General features: G+C 73.0%; 18 protein-coding genes and 1 pseudogene. 6 read left to right on the top strand and 13 right to left on the bottom strand.

Translation table 11 applies throughout. The annotated features are described in order from the left end of the window. Positions 1 to 56: 56 nt before the first annotated feature. Genes SMD11_RS11105 through SMD11_RS11095 form a run of 3 tightly spaced genes read right to left on the bottom strand, consistent with a single transcriptional unit; the run spans position 57 to position 2,791 of the window. Positions 57 to 818: an amino acid ABC transporter ATP-binding protein gene (locus SMD11_RS11105; protein WP_087926300.1), complete on the bottom strand. Its 762-nt coding sequence runs from the start codon at positions 816 to 818 to the stop codon at positions 57 to 59. Beyond that, positions 815 to 1,765: an amino acid ABC transporter permease gene (locus SMD11_RS11100; protein ID WP_087926299.1), complete on the bottom strand. Its 951-nt coding sequence runs from the start codon at positions 1,763 to 1,765 to the stop codon at positions 815 to 817. Before SMD11_RS11100 ends, SMD11_RS11105 begins: the two co-directional genes overlap by 4 nt. A gap of 54 nt (positions 1,766 to 1,819) precedes the next feature. Next, complete coding sequence (locus SMD11_RS11095) at positions 1,820 to 2,791, bottom strand: ABC transporter substrate-binding protein (protein WP_087926298.1); 972 nt, start codon at positions 2,789 to 2,791, stop codon at positions 1,820 to 1,822. Between the two features lie 484 nt (positions 2,792 to 3,275). On the opposite strand from SMD11_RS11095, the gene SMD11_RS11090 reads away from it, so the two are divergent. Beyond that, positions 3,276 to 4,487, top strand: a complete 1,212-nt coding sequence (locus SMD11_RS11090) for an NAD(P)-dependent malic enzyme (protein ID WP_087926297.1) — start codon at positions 3,276 to 3,278, stop codon at positions 4,485 to 4,487. Positions 4,488 to 4,789: 302 nt separating this feature from the next. Here SMD11_RS11090 and SMD11_RS11085 read toward each other — a convergent pair whose 3' ends face one another. Continuing rightward, complete coding sequence (locus SMD11_RS11085; protein WP_087926296.1) at positions 4,790 to 6,121, bottom strand: TolB family protein; 1,332 nt, start codon at positions 6,119 to 6,121, stop codon at positions 4,790 to 4,792. A 224-nt stretch (positions 6,122 to 6,345) separates the two neighbouring features. Here SMD11_RS11085 and SMD11_RS11080 point away from each other — a divergent pair, with 224 nt between their 5' ends. Then, positions 6,346 to 7,308, top strand: a complete 963-nt coding sequence (locus SMD11_RS11080) for a zinc-binding dehydrogenase (RefSeq protein ID WP_087926295.1) — start codon at positions 6,346 to 6,348, stop codon at positions 7,306 to 7,308. Positions 7,309 to 7,315: 7 nt separating this feature from the next. Further along, positions 7,316 to 8,731, top strand: coding sequence for a cellulase family glycosylhydrolase (locus tag SMD11_RS11075; protein WP_087926294.1), 1,416 nt, complete (start codon positions 7,316 to 7,318; stop codon positions 8,729 to 8,731). 259 nt (positions 8,732 to 8,990) lie between these two features. Here SMD11_RS11075 and SMD11_RS11070 read toward each other — a convergent pair whose 3' ends face one another. Both SMD11_RS11070 and SMD11_RS11065 read right to left on the bottom strand, forming a co-directional pair. Next, a complete protein-coding gene (locus SMD11_RS11070; RefSeq protein ID WP_087926293.1) occupies positions 8,991 to 9,965 on the bottom strand; it encodes a PadR family transcriptional regulator in 975 nt (324 codons plus the stop codon). Beyond that, positions 9,965 to 10,855 carry a DUF4097 family beta strand repeat-containing protein gene (locus SMD11_RS11065; RefSeq protein WP_087926292.1) on the bottom strand — a complete coding sequence of 297 codons (891 nt, stop codon included), beginning with the start codon at positions 10,853 to 10,855 and terminating at the stop codon, positions 9,965 to 9,967. The genes SMD11_RS11070 and SMD11_RS11065 overlap by 1 nt, the downstream gene beginning before the upstream one ends. A gap of 225 nt (positions 10,856 to 11,080) precedes the next feature. On the opposite strand from SMD11_RS11065, the gene SMD11_RS11060 reads away from it, so the two are divergent. Then, on the top strand, positions 11,081 to 11,902 hold the full coding sequence (locus SMD11_RS11060; protein WP_087926291.1) for a hypothetical protein: 822 nt from the start codon (positions 11,081 to 11,083) through the stop codon (positions 11,900 to 11,902). Between the two features lie 106 nt (positions 11,903 to 12,008). On the opposite strand, the gene SMD11_RS11055 is transcribed toward SMD11_RS11060, so the two are convergent. From SMD11_RS11055 to SMD11_RS11035, 5 genes are all read right to left on the bottom strand, one after another. Further along, positions 12,009 to 12,194 carry a DUF6104 family protein gene (locus tag SMD11_RS11055; protein ID WP_087926290.1) on the bottom strand — a complete coding sequence of 62 codons (186 nt, stop codon included), beginning with the start codon at positions 12,192 to 12,194 and terminating at the stop codon, positions 12,009 to 12,011. A 160-nt stretch (positions 12,195 to 12,354) separates the two neighbouring features. Next, positions 12,355 to 16,176 carry a multifunctional oxoglutarate decarboxylase/oxoglutarate dehydrogenase thiamine pyrophosphate-binding subunit/dihydrolipoyllysine-residue succinyltransferase subunit gene (locus SMD11_RS11050; protein ID WP_087926289.1) on the bottom strand — a complete coding sequence of 1,274 codons (3,822 nt, stop codon included), beginning with the start codon at positions 16,174 to 16,176 and terminating at the stop codon, positions 12,355 to 12,357. 273 nt (positions 16,177 to 16,449) lie between these two features. Then, the gene (locus tag SMD11_RS11045) at positions 16,450 to 17,649 is read right to left on the bottom strand and encodes a HAMP domain-containing sensor histidine kinase (protein ID WP_234365999.1); all 1,200 of its coding nucleotides are present in this window, start codon (positions 17,647 to 17,649) and stop codon (positions 16,450 to 16,452) included. After that, positions 17,646 to 18,383, bottom strand: a complete 738-nt coding sequence (locus tag SMD11_RS11040; protein ID WP_087926288.1) for a response regulator transcription factor — start codon at positions 18,381 to 18,383, stop codon at positions 17,646 to 17,648. Before SMD11_RS11040 ends, SMD11_RS11045 begins: the two co-directional genes overlap by 4 nt. Before the next feature lie 90 nt (positions 18,384 to 18,473). Continuing rightward, entirely contained in the window at positions 18,474 to 19,178 is a 705-nt protein-coding gene (locus SMD11_RS11035) for a spermidine synthase (RefSeq protein WP_087926287.1), read from the bottom strand. A 115-nt stretch (positions 19,179 to 19,293) separates the two neighbouring features. Here SMD11_RS11035 and SMD11_RS37040 point away from each other — a divergent pair. Then, positions 19,294 to 20,217, top strand: a pseudogene (locus tag SMD11_RS37040) (rhomboid-like protein); the annotation flags it as partial. 96 nt (positions 20,218 to 20,313) lie between these two features. Here SMD11_RS37040 and SMD11_RS11025 read toward each other — a convergent pair. Both SMD11_RS11025 and SMD11_RS11020 read right to left on the bottom strand, forming a co-directional pair. Continuing rightward, entirely contained in the window at positions 20,314 to 20,886 is a 573-nt protein-coding gene (locus SMD11_RS11025) for a maleylpyruvate isomerase N-terminal domain-containing protein (protein ID WP_087930418.1), read from the bottom strand. A 71-nt stretch (positions 20,887 to 20,957) separates the two neighbouring features. Continuing rightward, positions 20,958 to 21,824, bottom strand: coding sequence for an NAD(P)-dependent oxidoreductase (locus SMD11_RS11020; protein WP_087926286.1), 867 nt, complete (start codon positions 21,822 to 21,824; stop codon positions 20,958 to 20,960). Between the two features lie 138 nt (positions 21,825 to 21,962). On the opposite strand from SMD11_RS11020, the gene SMD11_RS11015 reads away from it, so the two are divergent. Further along, positions 21,963 to 22,934 (top strand): GlxA family transcriptional regulator, encoded by a 972-nt coding sequence (locus SMD11_RS11015; RefSeq protein ID WP_418952515.1) that lies wholly within the window; start codon positions 21,963 to 21,965, stop codon positions 22,932 to 22,934. The last annotated feature ends 29 nt before the right edge of the window (positions 22,935 to 22,963 follow it).

Below are 22,963 nucleotides of genomic sequence, written 5' to 3'. Positions count from 1 at the left end.
GGGCGGCGGTACGGACCCACCCGTACCGCCGCCCCGCCGCGTCCATGCCCTCGCTCCTACAGCACCTTCGACAGGAACGCCTTCGTCCGGTCGTGCTGCGGGTTGGTCAGCACATCGCGCGGGTTGCCCGACTCGACCACCACTCCCTGGTCCATGAAGACCACGGAGTCGCCGACCTCCCGGGCGAAGCCCATCTCATGGGTGACGACGATCATCGTCATGCCGTCCTCGGCCAGGCCCCGCATGACGTCGAGGACGTCGCCCACCAGTTCGGGGTCGAGCGCCGACGTCGGCTCGTCGAAGAGCATCAGCTTCGGCTCCATGGCGAGCGCGCGGGCGATCGCGACGCGCTGCTGCTGGCCGCCGGAGAGCTGGGAGGGGTAGTTGCCCGCCTTGTCGGCGAGGCCCACCCGGTCCAGCAGCTTCATGGCCCGCTCCCGGGCGACCGCCTTGGTCTCGCCCTTGACCTGGACCGGCGCCTCCATGACATTGCCCAGCGCCGTCATGTGCGGGAAGAGGTTGAAGCGCTGGAACACCATGCCGATGTCCCGGCGGTTCCGGGCCACTTCGCTGTCCTTGAGCTCGTACAGCCGGTCGCCCTTCTGGCGGTAGCCGACCAGCTCGCCGTCGACGTACAGCCGGCCGGCGTTGACCTTCTCCAGGTGGTTGATGCACCGCAGGAAGGTGGACTTGCCGGACCCGGAGGGGCCGATGAGACAGAACACCTCGCGCGGGGCGACCTCCAGGTCGATGCCCTTGAGGACCTGCACGGCACCGTAGGACTTGTGGACGCCCTCGGCCTTCACCATCGCGTTCATGCGCGGACACCTCCGGACTGGCGGTTGCTGAAGGAGGTCAGGTTCGCCTTGATCTTCTGCCACGGGGTGAGCGGCAGGGAGCGCAGCGAGCCACGGGCGTAGTGCCGCTCCAGGTAGAACTGACCGATGCTGAAGATGCTGGTGAGGATCAGGTACCAGGTGGCGGCGAGGAAGAGCATCTCGACCGTGGCACCGGTGGACTGACCGATGTCCGTGGTGGAGCGCAGCAGCTCCAGGTACTGACAGGCGGCGGCCGCCAGCGACGAGGTCTTCAGCATGTTGATGAACTCGTTGCCGGTGGGCGGCACGATCACCCGCATCGCCTGCGGCAGAACGATTCGCCGCAGCGTGCGGCCCTGGTTCATGCCCAGCGCGTGCGCGGCCTCGGTCTGCCCCTCGTCGACGGACTGGATGCCCGACCGGACGATCTCCGACATGTACGCCGCCTCGTTGAGCCCGAGGCCCAGCAGCGCCGCCATGAACGGCGTCATGAAGTCGCTCATCTCGTCCCGGTAGATCGGGCCGAGGTTGATGTACGGGAAGATCAGCGCGAGGTTGAACCACAGCAGCAGCTGGACGTAGACCGGGGTGCCGCGGAAGAACCAGATGTAGGCCCAGGAGACCGCGGAGGTCACGGGGTTCTTCGACAGCCGCATCACGGCCAGGACCACGCCGAGCACCAGACCGAGCGCCATCGCCAGCACCGAGATCAGCACGGTCTTGCCGAGGCCGGTCAGGACGCTGGAGTCGAACATGAAGTCCGGGATGGCGTCGTAATTGATGTTCGCGGTGGCGAACGCGTTGACCAGCAGTCCCAGCAGGGCGAGCACGACGACGGCGGCGACCCACCGGCCGTAGTGCCGGACGGGGATGGCCTTGATCGCCTCCGGCTCGGGGCCGGGCGGAGGGGTGTCGGCGGGCCCCGACTTTTCGAGTGAAGCAGTCACGGGTAGTGCCTTTCAGCGTTGCCTACGAGGAAAGGGAGTGGGCCGGAGGCGGGGTCACTGACCGCCGTTGATCTTGACTTCCTTGACGGCGCCGGCCTCGACGCCCCAGGTCTTGAGGACCTTTTCGTACGCACCGTTCTTGATGATCGCCTCAAGGGCGGCCTTGAGGGCGTCCCTCAGCTGGGCGTCGTCCTTGCTGACGGCGATGCCGTAGGGGTTCGCCGCCACCTGGTCACCGATGATCTCGAAGTCCTTGCCGCCGCCGGAGGTGGCGACCGCGTACACCGCGGACGGGAAATCGCTGGAGACGGCGTCCACACCGCCGGCCTTCAGCCGGGTCTGGGCCTCCAGGTCGTTGTCGTAGGCCTCGATGGAGATCGGGTCCTTGTCGGACTCCTCGCACTTCTTGCTCTCGCCCTTGGCGAAGTTGTCCGAGACGGTGCCGCGCTGGACGCCGATCTTCTTTCCGCAGAGGTCCTCCCAGCCCTTGATCCCCTTGGTGTCGCCCTTCTTGGTGTAGAGCGACGCGCCGGCCGAGAAGTAGTCGATGAAATCGACGCCCTCGCTCGCCTTCTTGCCCGTCTTCGGGTCGATGCCCTCCTGGCGCTCCTTGGTGTCCGTCATCGCCGACATCGCGATGTCGTAACGCTTCGATCGCATTCCGGTCAGCAGGGCGTCGAAGACGCTGTTGTTGAACTCCAGCTTCACGCCGAGTTCCTTGCCGAGCGCGGCACCCAGGTCGAGGTCGACGCCGACGTTCTTGCCGTTCTTCTTGAATTCGATGGGCGGGTAGGCGATGTCGGATCCGACCTTGATGACCTTCGAGGCCTGGATCCGCTTGGGGAGCTTGTCGAAGAGCGGGGCGTTCGCGCCCTGCGGGGCACCGGCGGACTCGTCGCCGGTGCCGGGCTTGTCGCGCATATCGCCACAGCCGGACAGCAGCAGGGCGCCGGCGACCGCGATCGCGCCGGCGGCGGCCACACGACTCCTGGCGGCAGCCGTGCGAGGGGTGGTGCTTGCGGTCATTGCTGGTTCCTCCTGCGATCGAGGGGGTGGCCGACGGGATCGGACTGCAATTCACACAGCTCACACGAGGTCACGAGCACACATCGGCGGGCGCCGCGACCTCGTGTGATTGGGGCATCTTGCCATCTGGACTGCACCGTTCGGGGGGCTGTCTATGTCAAAATCGGATAACGGGTGATCCCCGTGCCGTACCGGCCCGCTTCGTACTACGGAACTTCGGCGCGCCTCTCCGGTACGAGACACAAGTCACGCACCTCTTGTCTCACTCCATGGACTTCCGGCACCAGTTGACACGCTTTTGACGTGCATGTGTGGGTGTCGTGACCTGCGGCGGCGTATCTCACTCGTCGGCCGTAGCGCTCATCCGGTAGAAAGACCAGTTACACCCCGCACCCCGGGGACCAGGGCACTTGTGCGCTTGTGCCCGGCGGCCCGCTACCTCGGGCGGCTACCCTCGACGGAAATCGACAAAGGGGTCAATGAAGTGGCAGCGGAGATTGTGAATCCTCGCAGCGAACGTGGTGCGGACGAGGCTCGGGACGAGCTCTTCGACCCGGCCTTCGCGCTGCACCGGGGCGGCAAGATGGCGATCGAGGCGACGGTGCCCGTGCGCGACCGGGACGACCTGTCCCTCGCGTACACGCCGGGCGTCGCCAAGGTGTGCAGCGCCATCGCGGAGCAGCCGGAGCTGGTGCACGACTACACCTGGAAGTCCCAGGTCGTGGCGGTCGTGACGGACGGCAGCGCGGTGCTCGGCCTCGGGGACATCGGTCCCGAGGCGTCCTTGCCCGTGATGGAGGGCAAGGCCATCCTCTTCAAGCAGTTCGGCGGCGTGGACGCGGTGCCGATCGCGCTCGACTGCCGGGAGGTCGACGACATCGTCGACACCGTCGCCCGTCTCGCGCCGTCCTTCGGCGGCGTCAACCTGGAGGACATCTCCGCGCCGCGCTGCTTCGAGGTCGAGCGCCGGCTCCAGGAGCGGCTGGACATCCCGGTCTTCCACGACGACCAGCACGGCACGGCCGTGGTCACCCTGGCCGCGCTTCGCAACGCCGCGAAGCTCACCGGCCGCTCGCTGGGCCAGCTGCGCGCCGTGATCTCCGGCGCGGGCGCGGCCGGTGTGGCCATCGCCAAGATCCTGGTGGAGGCCGGCATCGGTGACGTGGCGGTCTGCGACCGCAAGGGCATCGTGTCCGTGGGCCGCGAGGACCTCAACCCGGTCAAGCGCGAGGTCGCCGGGTTCACCAACAAGGCCGGTCTCAGCGGCCCGTTGGAGAAGGCGCTCGACGGCGCGGACGTCTTCATCGGCGTCTCCGGCGGCACCGTCCCGGAGGAGGCCGTGGCCACCATGGCGAAGGACGCGCTGATCTTCGCGATGGCCAACCCGACGCCGGAGATCCACCCGGACGTCGCCCACAAGTACGCGGCCGTCGTCGCCACGGGCCGCAGCGACTACCCGAACCAGATCAACAACGTCCTGGCCTTCCCGGGCATCTTCGCGGGCGCCCTCCAGGTGCGGGCGTCGCGGATCACCGAGGGCATGAAGCTGGCGGCCGCGGAGGCGCTGGCGGCGGTGGTCGCGGACGAGCTGAGCGCGGACTGCGTGATTCCGTCGCCGTTCGACGAGCGGGTGGCTCCGGCGGTGACGGCGGCTGTCGCGGCGGCGGCCCGTGCGGAGGGGGTGGCGCGGCGCTAGGTCTGTAGCGGCGCGTGGAGCCCTTGGGGTCCGCCGGGACGTTTCGTCGTCCGGGCGGGCCCTGCGGCGTTCGGGGTGCCGCTGCGCGGGGCTCTTTCCCCAGCCCCGCCCCTTCCCGACCGGGGCTCCGCCCCGGACCCCGGTCCTCAAGCGCCGGACGGGCTGAAATCAGCCCGTCCGGCGCTTGAGGACGCCGCGCGTCAGCGCGGCCGGGGGCCCGGGGATCTCCCCGGTTTCGGGAAGGGGCGGGGCTGGGGAAAGGCCCCGCGCAGCGGCACCCCCGTACCCGCACCCGCCGCCCCCTACCCCACCCGCCGCTGAAACACGTCATGCACCCCGTTCACATCACCCGCCACCAAATTGCTCCCCGAACTCCCGAACACCACGACCCGCCCCACCAGATCCACCGACACCCCACTCGCGTCCCCGTCGTCCTGCCCCCCGTCCGGCGCCAGATCGACCCGCTCCACGGCCCCCGTGCGCAGGTCGCGGGCGAACAGGTCCTGGTGGCCGTTGGTGTCGCCGGGCACCAGGTTCGTCGCCGTGGACGTGAAGTACGCCGTCCGGCCGTCGGCGCTCAGGACCGCGCCGTCGTAGGAGCCGTCGTTCGCCTGTGAGCCGTCGGGGGCGACGCTGAGCCGCTGGGTACGACCGGTGCGCAGGTCCTTGGCGAAGGCGTCCGTCCGGCCGTTGGTGTCGTCCGGCACGATCGAGGCCGAGACCGAGGAGTAGAGCGCGTACCGCCCGTCGGGGCTGAGCGCGATGCTCCCCGTGGCCGCCACGGGGCCGCCGTCGAGGGCCTGGGCGCCCCGCTGGGTGCGGCCGGTGCGCAGGTCGTGGACGTAGAACGCGCGAGCCCTCGGGTGCGGCGCCAGGAGCTCCGTGCCGCCCTCCGGGTCGGGGACCAGGACGGCCGCGCTCCTGAAGCCGACCGTGCCGCCGTCCGCGCTGATCACCGGGGAGGCGGAGAAGCCGTTCGCCTGGGAGCCGTCCTCGGCGACGCTCACCCGCCGGACGGTGCCCCGCACCCGGTCCTGGACGAAGACGTCCGCGACCTCGTTGGTGTCGCCCGGCACCAGGTCGCTCCGGGTGGACGCGAAGGCGACGAACCGGCCGTCGGCGCTGATCGAGGGATCGCGGTTGCCGGCCGGCGTCCCCGACGCGTTGGTCAGCAGGGCCTCCGTCCGGCCCGTCCGGCGGTCGCGGACGAAGACGTCGAGGCCGCCCGCCGGGTTCTGGCCCGGCGCGAGGTTCCCGGCCTCCGAGGTGAAGACGACGTACCGGCCGTCCCCGCTGATCGAGGCGTTGTACGAGGGCCCGTCGGCCCGGCCGCCGCCGGTGGCGACGCTCACCTGCTCCAGGGCGCCCGAACGCAGGTCCTTGACATAGACGTTGCGGAGGTCCGGCTTCCCCGGCACCAGGTTGGTGGCCCGCGACTCGAACACCGCGAACCGGCCGTCGGCGCTGACGCTCGCGTTGAGCGACTCGCCGTCCGCCCACGTCCCGTCGGCGGCCGCGCTCACCACGGCCGTGCGCGCCGGGCGCGCCTCACCCGCGGCCGCCGTGGCGGGCAGGGCCGCGGCACAGCTTCCCAAGAGCGCCACCACGACGGTGACGCGTCCGGAGCGACGCATGAGAATTCCCCCCTCGGGAACGAGCCCGTACGACACCTGTGCGGTACATGCGCGGGCCCGCAAAGCCAACCCGCCTCCGGGGCGCCCGGTCAACGGGAAAGCACACCCTCCACCGTGGATACGGCCGTTGCCGGAGCGGCCTGTGGACACCCCCGTGGCCGACGCGGCGCGTGTCACACCGGCGCCTGGTTCCGCCCCGCGCGTCGCGGGTCTAGGTTCGGATCATGTTCGCCGCCTATGCCGTACGCACCGACCGTGACCAGCCCCTCGAAGGACTTGAGTTGGGCCAGCGCCCCGAGCCCGAGGCGCCGCCGGGATGGACGGTCGTCAACGTCAAGGCGGCGTCCCTCAACCACCACGACCTGTGGTCGCTGCGCGGTGTCGGCCTCTCCGACGAGGTGCTCCCGATGATCCTCGGCTGTGACGCGGCGGGCCTCGACGAGGACGGCAACGAGGTCGTCGTCCACTCCGTCATCGGCCAGAGCGGCCACGGCGTGGGCCCGCGCGAGCAGCGCTCCATCCTCACCGAGCGCTACCAGGGCACCTTCGCCGAGCGCGTCGCCGTCCCCGCGTGGAACGTGCTGCCGAAGCCGAAGGAGCTGTCCTTCGCGGAGGCGGCCTGTCTGCCGACCGCCTGGCTGACCGCGTACCGGATGCTGTTCACCAACGCCGGCGTCCGCCCCGGCCAGAGCGTCCTCGTCCAGGGCGCCGGCGGCGGGGTCGCCACCGCGGCGATCGCCCTGGGCGCCGCGGCCGGGCTGCGGGTCTTCGCGACCAGCCGGGACGAGGCCAAGCGCCGGCGTGCCGTGGAGCTCGGCGCCGAGGGGGCCTACGAGCCGGGGGCGCGGCTGCCGCACCGCGTCGACGCCGTGATCGAGACCGTGGGCGCCGCCACCTGGTCGCACTCGGTCAAGTCCCTCAAGCCCGGCGGCACCCTGGTGATCTCCGGGGCCACCAGCGGCCCCAACCCGCCCGCCGCCGAACTCAACCGCATCTTCTTCCTGGAGCTGAAGGTCGTCGGCTCGACCATGGGCACCAAGGACGAGCTCGCGGACCTGCTCTCCTTCTGCGCCGCCACCGGCCTGCGACCGGTGATCGACTCCGTCCTGCCGCTCGACCGGGCGCGCGAGGGCTTCGAGAAGATGGCCGGTGGCGACCTGTTCGGCAAGGTCGTGCTGACGGTATGAACGGCGGATGCCTCCAAGACGCTTGCGCAAGGCGGCGCTGCTCGCCGTAGCCGCGGTCCTGGCACTCCTGGCACCGGGGGTTCCGGCGGCGGCCCGTACGGAAGCGGACATCCCGCCCCTCACCGACGACCGGGGCCGCGTGCTCACCGTCCGCGGCTGGAACCTCGCGGACAAGGAGCACCGCGGCGACGAAGCCCTCGCGGACATCACCGAGCGCTCGCTGCGCGACATGGCCGGGCGGGGCTTCGACCTCGCCCGGCTCGCGGTCTTCTGGGACGACCTGGAGCCGCGGCCGGGACAGTACAGCGAGCGCTACCTCCGGAAGATCGAACGGGTGCTGGACTGGGCGCACAAGTACCGCGTCCGCGTGGTGATCGACGCCCACCAGGACGTCTACGGGCCCGCGTTCGGCACCCACCGCGGCATCCCCGCCTGGGCCACCCGCACCGACGGCCTGCCCTACCGGCCGCACCCCGACGACTGGTTCGCCGAGTACTTCGAGCCCGCCGTCCAGGCCGCGTTCGAACACCTCTACCAGGACGAGGACCTGCGCCGCGCCCAGGCCCGGATGTGGCAGGTCCTCGCGGGGCGGCTCGCGGACCATCCCGCCGTGTTCGGGTACGACCTGATCAACGAGCCGATGGGGCGGATGCGCGAGGGCGAGAGCATCCCGGACGCGGCCCGCCGCATCGAGGCCACGCGGATCACTCCCATGTACAACCGCCTCGCCGACGCGATCCGGCGCGTCGACCGCCGCCACTGGCTGTTCGTCGAGCCCACCCCGGCCGCCGGCGAGGGCATCCCCACGGGCCTCGGCCGCGTCCACGACCCCAAGGTCGTCTACGCCCCGCACTTCTACAACGCGGCCATGGAGGCCGGGCGCGACTACGACCCGGCGGCGGGCTGGCTGCGGGCGTACGAGGCGGCCGTCGTCCACTACCCGCGCGCGATGCGCGTCCCGGTCGTCGTCGGCGAGTGGGGGCCGATGAACAGCTCCCTGCCGAACATGGGCCGCTTCTACGAGGACGCCCTCACCTCCATGTCCCGCTACGCGAGCGGCTGGGCGAGCTGGCAGTGGTGCTACGGCGGCGGCTACTGCGCCCTCGACGCGCGGGGCCGCTACCAGCCCAACAAGGCCCGCACGGCGGAGCCGTACGCCCCCGCCGTGGCGGGAGCGGTGCGGGAGGCGTCGTACGACGCGCGAACGGCCGTCTACCGCCTGCGGTACGCCCCGGCCGGCCCCGGCACGACGGAGCTGGCCCTGCCGCCCACGTCCCGCGGCTGGCGCCTGACGACCGAGGGCCCGGCCCGCGCCGACACGACGGCGGTGGGGCCGGGGGAGCGCGGCTCGGTGCGGGTGGTGGCGGTGCCGGGGAGGGGGCGGGGCGAGGTCAGGGTGACGGCGGTGCCGGGGCGGGGCTGAGCGGCGGGGCCCGTTCGGGCCCCGGGGTCCTCGGCACGCGCCCCGGCAGGGTGAGGCTCCGGCTCGCTCCCTCGCCCGCATGCCGTGGTGGAAGCCGGCCGCTTGTGCCGGTGGAGCGGACGCCCCGGCGGCCGGACGGCCCTCGGGGAGCCGGGCGGGTGCGGCGCGTCGCCGGTGCCCCGCCCGGAGCGTTCCCGGGCCCGGCGCCGGACGGCGTGCGGCGCCTCGGCCAAGGCCGCCCCGTCCGGGCGTCTCCGCGTCAGTCGTCCGGGTCGCGCAGTGCCGCGTCGATGCGGGCCGCCGCCTCCGCCAGGTGGCGGCGGGACTCGGCGAGCTGGGCGGGGGTGACCCCGTGGTCCCGGGCCGTGTCGCGGATGCCGTCGCGGAAGCGGTCCAGCAGGCGGTCCAGGTCGCGGGCCGGGTCCTCGGAGGGCTCGGACGGGTCCGTGGCCCAGTACGGGGCGGGTCCGTCCGGACGCGGGCGCCCGGAGCCGGACGCGCCAGCCCCGCGCGGCCCGCGGCCCGGGGCGTCCTTGCCCTCCGCCAGGCGCTGGCCGAGGTCGCCCAGTTCCCGGGTCAGGAGACCGAAGCCCTCCGCGATGCCGGACGGCCAGCCCTCCTGGCGGACGTGCTCGCCGACCTCCCGCTGGACGCGGTCGGCGATCCGCAGGACCTCCTCGTAGGCCTCCTCGTGCGCCTGCTTCGCCTGGCGGCGGGCCTGCTGGGCGTCCTGGCGGGCGCGGCGGCTCTCCTCCTTCGCCCGCCGGGCCTGCTCCTTCCACTGCTCCTTGGCGCGTCTGAACTCCTCCTTCGCGCTCTGGAAGGGGTCGCCCGCGGGCGGCTCCGCGCGCGTCCGGCGCGCGTCCTCGCGCATGTCGCGGCGGAGATCGCCCGCGGCGCCCCGGACGTCCTCGCGGATGTCGGAGGCGAGCGCGGAGACGGACTCGCGGATGTCCAGTTCGAGCTCGGCCAGCTCGCCCTGGCGGCCGGCGAGTTCGGTGCGGCCGGCGTCGGTGATCGAGTAGACCTTGCGGCCGCCCTCGGTGGCGTGCGTGACGAGGCCCTCGGCCTCCAGCTTGGCCAGCCGCGGGTAGACCGTGCCGGCGGAGGGGGCGTAGAGCCCCTGGAAGCGCTCCTCCAGCAGCCGGATGATCTCGTAGCCGTGGCGCGGGGCCTCGTCGAGGAGCTTGAGCAGGTACAGCCGCAGCCGGCCGTGGGCGAAGACGGGGGGCATCAGAGGACCTTTCCCTGGGCGGGGACGTCGGTGGGGGCGTCGTACGGGCCGTCGGCCCGGTCCGCGGCGTCCGGGCGGCGCAGCAGCGCGATCGCGCCGGTGACGGTGGTGACCTTGAGCTTCCCCCCGCCGGCGCCGAGCGTGCCGGTGACCTTCCGGGCGCCGAACCGGCCGCTGACGGCCAGCTCGTCGAAGGCGCAGGAGACCGCGCCGCCCGCGGTGTTCGCCCGTACCTCCGCGCCGGCGCCGGCCGGCAGCCGGACGGCGACCTCACCGGCGACGCTGCCCAGGGAGAGGTCGAGCCGCTTCGCGGCGGCCGCGGGGGAGAGGTCGACGACGACGGCGCCGGTGACCGTGTCGGCCCTGACAGCACCGCTCGCGCTCTCGACGAGCGTGATGTCCCCGGAGACGGAGTTGAGGCGCAGGTCGCCGCGGAGGCCCTGGGCCTCCAGCCGCCCGGCCACGGTCTCGGCGCGGACCTCGCCGGTCAGCCCGACGAGCGTGGCGTCGCCGGTGGCGCTCCGGATCTCCACGCGGCCCGCGAGGCCGGAGACGACGGCGTCCGCGGTGACGGTGCCGACCTCGGCGCGGGTGGCGGCCGGGACGGTGAGCGTCACGGTGGCCGTGCGCTTGCCCGCCATGCCGCCGAGGGGCCGGTCGAGGAGCTTCTTCCAGGTCAGGTCCTCGTAGGCGACGGTCAGCGTGCCGTCCACCAGGCCGACGGACAGCGGCGGGCCGTCGATCGCGGAGAGCTGGAGGGTCGCGGGGCCGGAGTCCGTGCCCACGACGTTGACCGCGCCGCCCAGGATCCGTACGGCGAGGGCCGTGACCGGCTCCTCGAAGGTGAGCTGCTCTGGCGTGGACAGTGACCACTCCGACCGGACCGGCATGCCGGGCCTCCTTGCTCGTACTCGTCAGGGCTCGTGCTGGGCTCGTGAGCGCTTGTCGGGTCCCGTCCGGGCCCGTCAGGGGCTCGTCATGGGCGCCCGGGGACGCCTGAGGGGTGGCACGCCCGGGGCGGCTCCCCGCGACGCAACCTATCGCGTCTTACGGGAAACACGATATATCGCGGATGGGTGAAGTCAAGAGGCGCCCGTTTGGCATAGCGTGGACGCATGTCCTCCGCTAATGACCACAGCCGCGCGGCCGGGGTCCTGCTGCTCTGCCGGGCCGAGCCCGACCGCGTACGCCCCTCCGCGCAGCTCCTGAACGAACCCCTGCTCCTGGTCCCGGCCGGCGAAGGATGGAGCGCGCTGATCCCCGGTGAGGACTCCTGGCGCTCCGAGGGCACGTCCCTGGCCGAGGCGACCGCGGGCTGGGCGCACGCCCTGGCCGTGGCCGAGTCCTGGCCCGTCGTCGGGCTGTGGTGGGACGCGAACGGCGCCGGGTTCGTGGTGGCCGCGGGGTTCCGCCGTACGGTCGGCTACCACTGGCTCGCCGACGGCACCCCGGCCGGCGAGGAGGCCGCCATGGGCGCCCTGCGCTCACGGCTCGGTCTCGACCCGGTGCTCGACGGCGCCGCCCTCGACGGGCTGGCCCGCCCGGACTCCGACGCCGGGGCCGCCGCCCGGGTGCTCGGCCTGATCGCCGTCCTCTCCCGCACCGGCCTGACGCTGCCGCCCGGCCTCGCGCCCGGCGCGAGCGCCGCCCGGCTGCGCGCGGCGGCCGGGGTGCTCCCCGAGGCCGAGGCCGTCGACTGGCCGGGCTGGCGGCAGGCCGTCCGGGCCGGGCTCGACGCCGCCGAACGCGGCACCCTCGGCGCGTGGACCCGCGGCCCCCGCGCCCGCGCCCTGGGCGCCGCCGAGATCGCGGCCGGCCTCGCGCTGGCCCTCGGCGCCCGCCGCGCCGGGCACCGGGGCTGGGCGGCCGTGGGCGCGGTGCTCGCCGCGGACGGCGCGCTGACCCTCGCCTACGACTGGTGGCGCGAGCGCACCTGAGACGGCCGGGGGCCCGGCGGGCTCCCGTGAACGCACGAAAGCGGCCGGTCCACCCCGCGGGGTGGACCGGCCGCTTTCTGCCGCAACCGTGTCTGCCGGTTCCGGCTCAGAGGTCGTCGTCGTCCTCGTCGTCCAGCCGCGCCAGCCACGTCGCCAGCCGCTCCACCGGCACCTCGAAGTCCGGGTTCAGGTCGACGAAGGTGCGCAGCTGCTCGGCCACCCAGCCCAGCGTGACCTCCTCCTCGCCTCGCCGGTTCTCCAGCTCCTCGATGCCGCGGTCGGTGAAGTACAACGTGCTCTCCGTCAGGGGTAGTCAGGGTGTGCGGGGACAGTTTCGCAGGGTGCGGGACATACCCGCCCAGGATAGGCGGGCCCCGAGCGCGCGCCGCGAAAGCGGCCGGCCCCCACCGCCGGAGCGATGGGGGCCGACCGCGTGGTCACCTCGGGTGAGGTCAGGCGTCGAAGACCTCGGCGACCAGAGCCTGCTGCTCCACCTGGTGGCGCTTGGCCGAGCCGACCGCCGGGGAGGAGGAGTGCGGCCGGGAGATCCGGCGCAGTCGCTCCCGGGCCGGGATGTCGGCACCCACGGCCAGGTCCAGGTGGTCGATCAGGTTGAGCGCGATGAACGGCCAGGCACCCTGGTTCGCCGGCTCCTCCTGCGCCCAGATGTACTTCTCCGCGCCGGAGTACTTGGCGATCTCCGCCTGGAGCTCGGCACCCGGCAGCGGGTACAGCCGCTCGATGCGGACGATGGCCGTGTCGTTCGCGCCGCGCTTGTCCCGCTCGGCGATCAGGTCGTAGTAGACCTTGCCGGAGCAGAAGACGACCTTGCGGACGTCCGCCGTGGCGACGGTGTCGTCACCGATCACCGGACGGAACGAACCGGTGGTGAACTCCTCCGCCTTCGACGCCGCGGCCTTCAGACGCAGCATCGACTTCGGGGTGAAGACGATCAGCGGCTTGTGGTGCGGGTTGTGGACCTGCCAGCGCAGCAGGTGGAAGTAGTTCGACGGCGACGTCGGCATGGCGACCGTCATGTTGTCCTGCGCGCAGAGCTGGAGGAAGCGCTCGACACGGGCCGAGGAGTGGTCCGGGCCCTGGCCCTCGTAGCCGTGCGGCAGCAGCAGGGTGACACCAGAGGTCTGGTTCCACTTCTGCTCGGAGGAGGAGATGAACTCGTCGATGATCGACTGGGCGCCGTTGACGAAGTCACCGAACTGGGCCTCCCACAGCACCAGCGCGTCCGGGCGGGCCAGGGAGTAGCCGTACTCGAAGCCCATCGCCGCGTACTCGCTGAGGAGCGAGTCGTAGACGTTGTAACGCGCCTGGTCCTCGGAGAGGTACAGCAGCGGGGTGTAGTCGTCGCCGGTCTCCCGGTCGACGAGCACCGCGTGCCGCTGGCCGAAGGTGCCGCGGCGGGAGTCCTGGCCGGCGAGCCGGACCGGGGTGCCCTCCATCAGCAGCGAACCGAAGGCCAGGGTCTCGCCCATGCCCCAGTCGATCGTGCCGTCCTCGACGCTGGCCGCGCGGCGCTGGAGCTGCGGCAGCAGGCGCGGGTGCACCGTGACGCCGTCGGGCAGGGTGACCTGCGACTCGGCGATCCGCTTGACGACCTCCTGGGAGATCGCGGTGTCCACCTGGACCGGGAAGCCGGTCTGCGGGGCCGGGACCTCCAGCGGGGCCGGGGCCGTGTCGGCCTGGCGGACCTCGATGAAGACCTTCTCCAGCTGCCCCTGGTAGTCCTGGAGCGCCTGCTCGGCCTCTTCCAGCGTGATGTCGCCACGACCGATGAGGGACTCGGTGTACAGCTTGCGCACCGAGCGCTTCTTGTCGATCAGGTCGTACATCAGCGGCTGGGTGAAGCCCGGGTTGTCGGACTCGTTGTGGCCGCGGCGGCGGTAGCAGATCAGGTCGATGACGACGTCCTTGTTGAACGCCTGGCGGAACTCGAAGGCGAGCCGCGCGACGCGGACCACGGCCTCCGGGTCGTCACCGTTCACATGGAAGATCGGCGCCTCGATCATCCGGGCGACGTCGGTGCAGTACATCGACGAGCGCGAGGACTCCGGCGGCGCGGTGAAGCCGACCTGGTTGTTGATGACGATGTGCACGGTGCCGCCGGTGCGGTAGCCGCGCAGCTGCGACATGTTCAGCGTCTCCGCGACGACGCCCTGGCCCGCGAAGGCCGCGTCGCCGTGCAGCTGGACGGGGAGGACCGTGAAGTCCGTGCCGGCCTTGCCGATGATGTCCTGCTTGGCGCGGGCGATGCCCTCGACGACCGGGTCGACGGTCTCCAGGTGCGACGGGTTGGCGGCCAGCGAGACCTTGATCTGCTCGCCGTCCAGGCCCGTGAAGGTGCCCTCGGCGCCCAGGTGGTACTTCACGTCGCCGGAGCCGTGCATCGACTTCGGGTCGAGGTTGCCCTCGAACTCGCGGAAGATCTGCGCGTAGGACTTGCCGACGATGTTGGCGAGGACGTTGAGGCGGCCACGGTGGGCCATGCCGATGACGACCTCGTCCAGGCGCGACTCGGCGGCCGCGTCCAGCACCGCGTCGAGCAGCGGGATGACGGACTCGCCGCCCTCCAGCGAGAAGCGCTTCTGGCCGACGTACTTCGTCTGGAGGAAGGTCTCGAAGGCCTCGGCGGCGTTCAGCCGGCGCAGGATGCGCAGCTGCTCCTCGCGCTCCGGCTTGGAGTGGCCGCGCTCCACCCGGTCCTGGATCCACTTGCGCTGCTTCGGGTCCTGGATGTGCATGAACTCGATGCCGGTGGTGCGGCAGTACGAGTCGCGCAGCACGCCCAGGATGTCGCGCAGCTTCATCATCGCCTTGCCGGCGAAGCCGCCGACCGCGAACTCGCGCTCCAGGTCCCACAGGGTGAGGCCGTGCTCGGTGATGTCCAGGTCGGGGTGCTTGCGCTGGCGGTACTCCAGCGGGTCGGTGTCGGCCATGACGTGGCCGCGGACCCGGTAGGAGTGGATCAGCTCGAAGACCCGGGCGGCCTTGGTGACGTCGTCGTCGTGGGAGACGTCGATGTCGCGCAGCCAGCGGACCGGCTCGTACGGGATCCGCAGGGCCTTGAAGATCTCGTCGTAGAAGTCGTTCTCGCCGAGCAGCAGCTGGGCCATGATCCGCAGGAACTCGCCGGAGGCGGCGCCCTGGATCACGCGGTGGTCGTACGTCGAGGTCAGGGTCATGACCTTGGAGATGCCCATGCGGTTCAGGGCGTCCTGCGAGGTGCCCTGGAACTCGGCCGGGTAGTCCATCGCGCCGACGCCGAGGATCAGACCCTGGCCGGGCATCAGGCGCGGCACGGAGTGCACGGTGCCGATGCCGCCGGGGTTGGTCAGCGAGGCGGTGACGCCGGTGAAGTCGTCCATCGTCAGCTTGCCGACGCGGGCGCGGCGGACGATGTCCTCGTACGCCTGCCAGAACTCGAAGAAGTTGAGCGTCTCGGCCTTCTTGATGGCCGCGACCACGAGCTGGCGGTCACCGTTGGGCTTGACCAGGTCGATCGCCAGGCCGAGGTTGACGTGCTCGGGCTTGACGAGGGTCGGCTTGCCGTCCTTCTCCGTGAAGGAGTGGTTCATGGACGGCATGAGCTTCAGCGCCTGCACCATGGCGTAGCCGATGAGGTGCGTGAAGGAGACCTTGCCACCGCGGGCGCGCTTGAGGTGATTGTTGATCACGATGCGCTGGTCGAACAGCAGCTTCACCGGGACCGCGCGGACGGACGTGGCCGTCGGCAGCTCCAGGGAGGCGTTCATGTTCTTGGCGACGGCGGCCGAGGGGCCGCGCAGCGTCACGTACTCGGGACCGGCGGGCGCCTCGGTGGCCGGAGCGGCCTTCTCGGGTGCCTTCGCGGCGGGCTTCGCCGGCGCGGCCGCGGCCGGCTTGGCGGGAGCCTGCTGCGGGGCGGCCGGAGCCTTGGCGACCGGCGCGGCCGGGGCGGCCTGGGCCGGGGCGGGCTGCGCGGGGGCAGCCGGAGCGGCGGCCGGAGCCGCCTGCGCCGCGACGGGCGCGGCGGCGGGCCGGGCGGGCTGCGGGGGCGTGGCCCCCGTCAGCGCCGTCGGCGGCGCGGCCGCGGCCTGGCCGGGCTTGTAGTCGGCGAAGAAGTCCCACCAGGCTCGGTCGACCGAGTTCGGGTCCTGGAGGTACTGCTGGTAGATCTCGTCGACGAGCCACTCATTGGAGCCGAAGACATCCGCAGGGCTCTTGCCCTGCCCGTCTTGGCCTGTCGAGATGCTCGAGGTGTTGGGGGACTGTGGCGACACGGCGGCAACCGCCCTCTTCCGCTTCACAAGGTGATGGACAGCGGAAATAAAGGCTACGCCTGTCCGGCCGGTTGATGCAGGCCACCCGGGCCAGCAGTCGCGCAAGTCACATTCCGCGACGGGTTTCGAGGCATGACTTGGCGGGAAACACACCGGGTTCCGCTTGGGCTGAGATCGGCCTGGGACCGGTCCACGGTGCGTCCGAGGGTGTCAGGGTTCGCCGGAGCGGGCCCCACACTCCCTCGAATGTGTGCTTCCGTCATCGACCCTACGTCAACTTTGATCACGGGGCTTTCCCGGAAGAGTGACCTGTATGCGACAGCCCTGGGGGGATTCGGCCACCCCGATGCTGCCGCCGTGCAGATCCACGGCCCAGCGGGCGATCGCCAGCCCGAGACCCGTACCGCCGTCCGTGCCCGGCCCCTGCTGGCCCGAGCCGCCCCGGTTGAACCGCTCGAAGACCCGGTGCCGCTCCGCCTCCGGGATGCCCGGCCCCTCGTCCAGCACCTCCAGCGCCAGCGACTGCGCCCCCTCGCCCCGGCGGGCCCGGACCGTCACCCGCCCGTGGGGAGGGCTGTGCTTGACGGCGTTGTCCACGAGGTTCGCCACGACCTGGTGCAGCCGCTCCGCGTCCGCGTGCGCGGTCAGCTCCGGCGGCGACACGTCCAGGTGCAGATGGACGTCCTTACGCGCGTTGGGGGAGGAGCCCGAGCCGTTGGCCATGCTCGTCTCCTTCAGCACCCCGGCCAGATACGGCCACACCTCGAAACGCCGGGCGTGCAGCGGCACCACCCCGTTGTCCAGCCGGGACAGGTCCAGGAGCTGCTCCACCAGCCGCCCCAGGCGCTCGGTCTGCCGCAGTGCCGTGCGCATGGTCTCCGGATCGGCCGCCGACACGCCGTCCACCACGTTCTCCAGCACCGCCCGCAGCCCCGCGATCGGGGTGCGCAGCTCGTGCGAGACATTGGCGACGAGCTCCTTGCGGTGCGTGTCCACCGCCTCCAGATCGGCCGCCATCCGGTTGAAGGCGTTGGCCAGGTCCCCGAACTCGTCCCGCCGCCCGGCCCCCACCCGGCGGGTGTAGTCACCCTGCGCCATCGCCCGGGTGACCTCGGTCATCTCGTCCAGCGGCGCGGTCAGGCCGTGCGCCACGAACTGCGTTATCAGCAGCGAGGCGATGATCGAGAAGACGGTGATCACCCGCAGCTCGGTGGCCGAGTGGATCGCCACGAACACCAGGAACGTCGTTATCACCACCGAGCCGATGACCAGCGCGCCCAGCGCCGCCTTCACCGACCGGTAGGGGTCCAGGGGCCGCAGCGCCTCCCAGACCCGGCCGCCCAGCCCCGCCGGGGCCGCAGGCCGCTCACCGGCCCGCGCCCGCTCCCGGGTCTCCCCGGCCCCGTCCCGTCCCGGGCGGGGGACCTGCCCGCCCCGCCGGTCGCGCCCGCGCTCGGCCCCGCCGCCGGTCATGCCGCCGGGGTCTCCAGCGCGTAGCCGACACCGTGGACCGTACGGATCCGCTCCGCGCCGATCTTCCGCCGGAGCGCCTTGATGTGGCTGTCCACGGTGCGGGTGCCGGAGGCGTCGGCCCAGTCCCACACCTCCGCGAGCAGCTGCTCGCGGGAGAGCACGGCCCGCGGCGTGTTCGCCAGGCAGACCAGCAGGTCGAACTCGGTCGGCGTGAGGTGCACGTCCTCGCCGCGCACCCGCACCCGCCGCTGCGCGTGGTCGATCTCCAGCTCGCCCAGCCGCAGGATGCCGCTGCGCGGGGTGTGCGCGGCCAGCGCCGCCCGCTCCACCCGCCGCAGCAGCACGTGCACCCGCGCGGCCAGCTCCCGCATGGAGAACGGCTTGGTCATGTAGTCGTCGGCGCCCACGCCCAGCCCGACGAGCATGTCCGTCTCGTCGTCCCGGGCCGTGAGCATCAGCACGGGCACCGGTCTCTGAGCCTGCACGCGCCGGCAGACCTCCAGGCCGTCGAAGCCCGGCAGCATCACGTCCAGGACCAGCAGGTCCGGCTGCCACGCCTCGGCGGTGTCCACGGCCGCGGGCCCGTCACCGGCGGTCCGCACCTGGAACCCCTCGGCCCGCAGGCGGGCCGCGATGGCGTCGACGATCGTCCGGTCGTCCTCGACGACCAGGACCCGGCGCTGGGCCCCCGCGGAGCCCGCGGCGCCGCTCGGGCTGATGTGTGTCTGCTCCATGCGCCCCGCCCCTAGCGTCTTCCCGTTCTGCTTCCCGGCCAGTCCCTTGCCACTGTGGCAAGCAGAGTACGGGCAGGTGGCGGGGGACGGCTACGCGGCACGGAGCGCGAGGTGGACGACGTCCGGGACGCCCCGGGCAACGGTGATCTCTTCGGTTCTTACCCCTTCGAACCCGGCATTCCGGAGGGCTTCCTCGAACTCCTCCGACGGCCGCGCGGACCACACGGCCAGCACCCCGCCGGGCGTCAGCCGCTCCCGGCACGCCGCGAGCCCGGCGGGGGAGTAGAGGCCGCCGTTGTCCTCGGTGACCGTCCAGCCCGGCCCGTTGTCGATGTCCAGGCACAGCGCGTCGTACGCCGCCGTGCCCGTCCTCAGGTGCGCGACCAGGTCCGCGCGGAGGATCTCCGTGCGCGGATCGGCGAGCGCCGCCGCCGAGACCGCGCCCAGCGGACCGGTCAGGTGCCAGTCGACGACCGCCGGCTCCCGCTCCACGACCGTGATCCGCCCCCAGCGCGGGGCGGCCGCCGCCCGCGCCAGCGAGAAGCCGACCCCGAGCCCGCCGATCAGCACCGACGGGCGCTCCCGGCCGGGCGGCAGGGCGGCGAGCGCGGCGTCGACCAGCAGCCGCTCGGAGCGGCCGTCGGAGGTGTCCATCAGGAAGCAGCCGTTGGCGATGATCTCGTGGACGTCACCCCGACGGCGCAGCGCCACCTCGCCGTACGGGCCGTCGCGCCGGTCCAGGGTGACCGGGGGCTCCGGATCCGGGCGGCTGAACCGGGCTTCCTGAGTGGTCATGGGCGGGCCTCCGGGGGATCGGATCGCTCGACGGACGCAAGGGGTGGAGCCGGGGTTGAGGGAGGTGACGGGAGTCACCGGGAGAAGGTGATTCGACGGGCCTCCGTGGACTTTAATGTTGCGGGTGCGGGCGGCGCACCCGTGTTTGACCGGTGCGGCGCGAGGCGCTCGTGAAGTGAGCGGGCCGCCCGCCGGGAACCCGTGGGGCACCGTGGGAGAGGGGTCTGGCCGAGTGAGTGTCGTGGACCCCGCCGACGTGCGGTCCGAGGCCGCCCGGGAGCCGGGGGACGCCTCCGCCGACGCCTCCGTGCCGGGCCGTGTGCCCGCGCGTGACGGCTCCCCCGGAGCCCCTCCCGCCGCTGACGTCTCCGGCGCCACCTCGCTCGACGGCGGCCGCCGCACGGCCGGCGACGCCCCCGCCGCGGACCGCGCCACCGCCTCCGGCGCCCAGGAGCCCGTACGAGCGCACCGCGCCTGGTGGCCGCCCCGGCGCGCGGGCCGGCGCCTGCGGCCGTGGCGCGTGCTCCCGACGCCCACCGGCACGCCCTTCAGCTTCGTCTACGGCCTGATACTCCTGGCCACCGCGCTCTACACCGACCTCGGCGACGAGGCGACCGTCGACCGGCTGCTGCGCGACTCCAGCACCGACGCCGCGAACCTCGCCGACCGGCCGCTCGTCGTCCTCGTCGCGAGCGCCCTGTGGGTCGCGGGCGGCCTGTACTCCGCGTACGGCATCCTCTTCGCCCTCGTCGTCAGCGCGCTGGAGCGCCGGGTCGGCGCCGCCCGGGCCGCCGGGGTCTTCCTCCTCGGCCATGTGCTGGCCACCCTCGCCACCGAGCTGCCCGTGGCGGGCGCGGTGGCCGCCGGGCGGCTGCCGGAGGCCTCGCTGCACCGCCTCGACTACGGCATCAGCTTCGGCGTGATGGCCTGCATAGGCGCGCTGGCCGTGCTGCTGCCCCGCACGGCGGGCCGGACCGTCCTCGGCCTGGCCGCCCTGACGTGCGCCCAGGACCTCGTCGAGCTCGCCGACCCCCTCGCCAGCTGGGGCCACCCGATAGCCCTGCTCACCGGCGTGGCCTGCCGTCCGCTTTTGCGCGACGGCCGGGAGACCGGTACGGAGGGGCGGGGCACCCGCTCAGCGGACCGTGCCGTCCCAGGCCCACTCCGCGCGCCGGTCGTGCCCGGGCAGCGCGCCCCGGCCGGTGGCCCACAGCAGGGTCGCGGCGGGGGAGTGCCCGGCGGCGGCGTCCGGGACGTCCGGGAACAGCCGGGCGAGGACGGGCGCGCAGAGCTCGTCGGGCAGCCGCCACCCGATGCCGAGGGCGCGCGCGAGGTCGTCGGTGTGCACGAGCGTCTCGACCAGGCCCATGGCGGCGAAGCCGGCCGCGTCGGAGTGGCCCCAGGGGTGCCAGGCCCGGTCCCGGGGGTCCGCGCCACGGATGGTGGCCGCCAGCAGCGCCGCGGCGATGCGGATGCCCTCCAGGCGGGCCGGTAGCGGCGCCTCCGGGTCGAGCGAGGCGAACAGCGCGATGTAGCGGTCGGTGGGCCGGGCGGTGAGCAGCCCCGCGTAGCCGACGAGGCCGAGCGCCAGATGGTCCAGGGTGGCGCGGCAGGACCAGTCGAGCCCGTGGGCGGGCCGCGCCCAGTCCTCCTCGCGCGACGCCCGCGCGAGGACGGCGGTGCACCGGTCGGCGGCCTCCGTCAGCATCGCGGCCCAGCCGGCCGCGGTGGGGGCCGGGGCGCCCGTCCGCGTGCCGGGGCTCTCCGGGTGGGTGACGCTCACGCCCGGCCCCCGTTCCGGACGACGTCGATCAGGCGCGCGTAACTGTCGCCGCCGTGGCCGGCCGCGACCGCCCGCTCCATGAACGCCTTGAACAGGCCCGGCACCTCCACGTCGAGCCCGCGCGCCGCGCTGGCCTGGACGAGGTGCTCGACGGACGCGAGATGCACGTCGAGGGTGGCGTCGTCGCCCGGGTACGCGCCGGCGTCGATCTGGGGCGCGTAGGTGTTCATGAAGCCGCAGACGGCCGTCATCCAGCGGATCGCGACCGGGGTGAACGCGGTCGCCGCGATCCCGTCCGCGCCGGTCAGCGCCGCGCCCTGGAGCCAGCCGCCGAGCGTCGCCCACATCATGCCGAGCAGCGCGGTGTCGTAGAGGGAGGCGGTCCCCGCGTCCTCGCCGAGGTGGACCGGCTCGCCCAGGCTCCGCAGGGTGCCCTCGTGCGCGGCGAAGGCGGCCGGCGAGCCGCTGTGGAGCAGCATCACCGCCGGGCTCCCGATGCCCGGCGGGGTCGACATGATCGCGCCGTCGAGGTAGTCGATCCCGTGTTCAGCGGCCCAGGCGGCGGTCTCGCGGGCCTGCTCGGGCGAGCCGGAGGTGAGGTTCACGAGCGTGCGGCCGCGCAGGACCCCGGCGCTGCCGGCCAGGACCTCCCGGACGACGTCGTACGTCGAGAGGCAGACGACGACCAGCGGGCTGGCGGCGACGGCCTCGGCGGGGCTGCCGGCGAGCCGGGCGCCGCGCGCGACCGGGCCGTCGGCCCGGCCGGCGGAGCGGTTCCAGACGGTGGTCGGGTGGCCGGCGGCCAGGAAGGCGTCGGCCAGGGCGGTGCCCATCTGTCCCAGGCCGAGAACGGTGACACTCATCGGTGGTCTCTCCCCGTGCGGTGCGAAGTGGATCAAGCGAGAACCACCCTCGCAGCGGCCGGAACGGCCCGACAGTGGCAGGACTGCCGACAGCCGAACCATTCCTGCCAATAGGCTGCCGGCATGAGCGCCGGAACCGTGGCAGTGGCCGTGATCGACGACGACGTCCCCTTCTGGGACCTGTACGAGCTGGGGGTCGTCACCACGGTCTTCGGCATCCCGCACCGGGACCTGGCCGACCCCTGGTACGAGCTCCGGCTGTGCGCGGTGGGCGCGGACCGGGGCGAGGCCGCGTCCGCCCACGGCTTCGGGCTGCGTACCCCGTACGGGCCCGAGGGGCTGATCGGCGCCGACACCGTGATCGTCCCCTCCGTGCCGGAGGCGTGCGTCGAGGGCGGCCGGGAGCTGCCCCCGGAGCTGATCGCCGCGCTGCGCGAGGCCGCCGCCCGGGGCGCCCGGATGGTGTCCCTGTGCGCCGGGGCCTTCGCGCTCGCCGAGGCGGGCGTCCTGGACGGCCGCCGGGCCACCTGCCACTGGATGCACACCGAGGAGCTCGCCCGCCGCCATCCGCGGGTGGAGGTCGACGACTCGGTGCTCTACGTGGACGACGGCGACGTCCTCACCAGCGCCGGCGTCACCGCCGGGCTCGACCTGTGCCTGCACCTGGTCCGCCACGACCTGGGCGCGCACGTCGCCAACCAGCTGGCCCGCCGCCTGGTCGTCCCCGCGCACCGGCCCGGGGGTCAGGCGCAGTACGTCGACCTGGCCGTCCCGGCCGCCGGGGACGACGGCCTCGCGCCCGTGCTCCAGTGGGCCACCGAGCACCTCGACCGCCCGCTGACCGTCGACGACCTCGCCCGCCGGGCCGGGATGAGCCCCCGCACGTTCTTCCGCCGGCTGCACGCCGCGACGGGCACGACGCCGCTGAAGTGGCTGCTGAACCAGCGGCTGGCCCGGGCGCGGGTCCTGCTGGAGACGACGGACCTGTCGGTCGAGCGGATCGGGGAGCGGAGCGGCCTGGGGACGGGGACGAACCTGCGGCGGCACTTCGCCCAGCACCTGGGGGTGTCGCCGACGGACTACCGGCGGGCGTTCCCGAACGCGGCGTAGGTGACTTCCTCCCCGGGCGCTGATCGCTC

Source organism: Streptomyces albireticuli, assembly GCF_002192455.1.
Taxonomy (GTDB): Bacteria; Actinomycetota; Actinomycetes; order Streptomycetales; family Streptomycetaceae; genus Streptomyces; species Streptomyces albireticuli_B.
The sequence above is the reverse complement of the archived record's forward strand: the minus strand, read 5'-3'. Positions and strand labels throughout refer to the sequence as shown.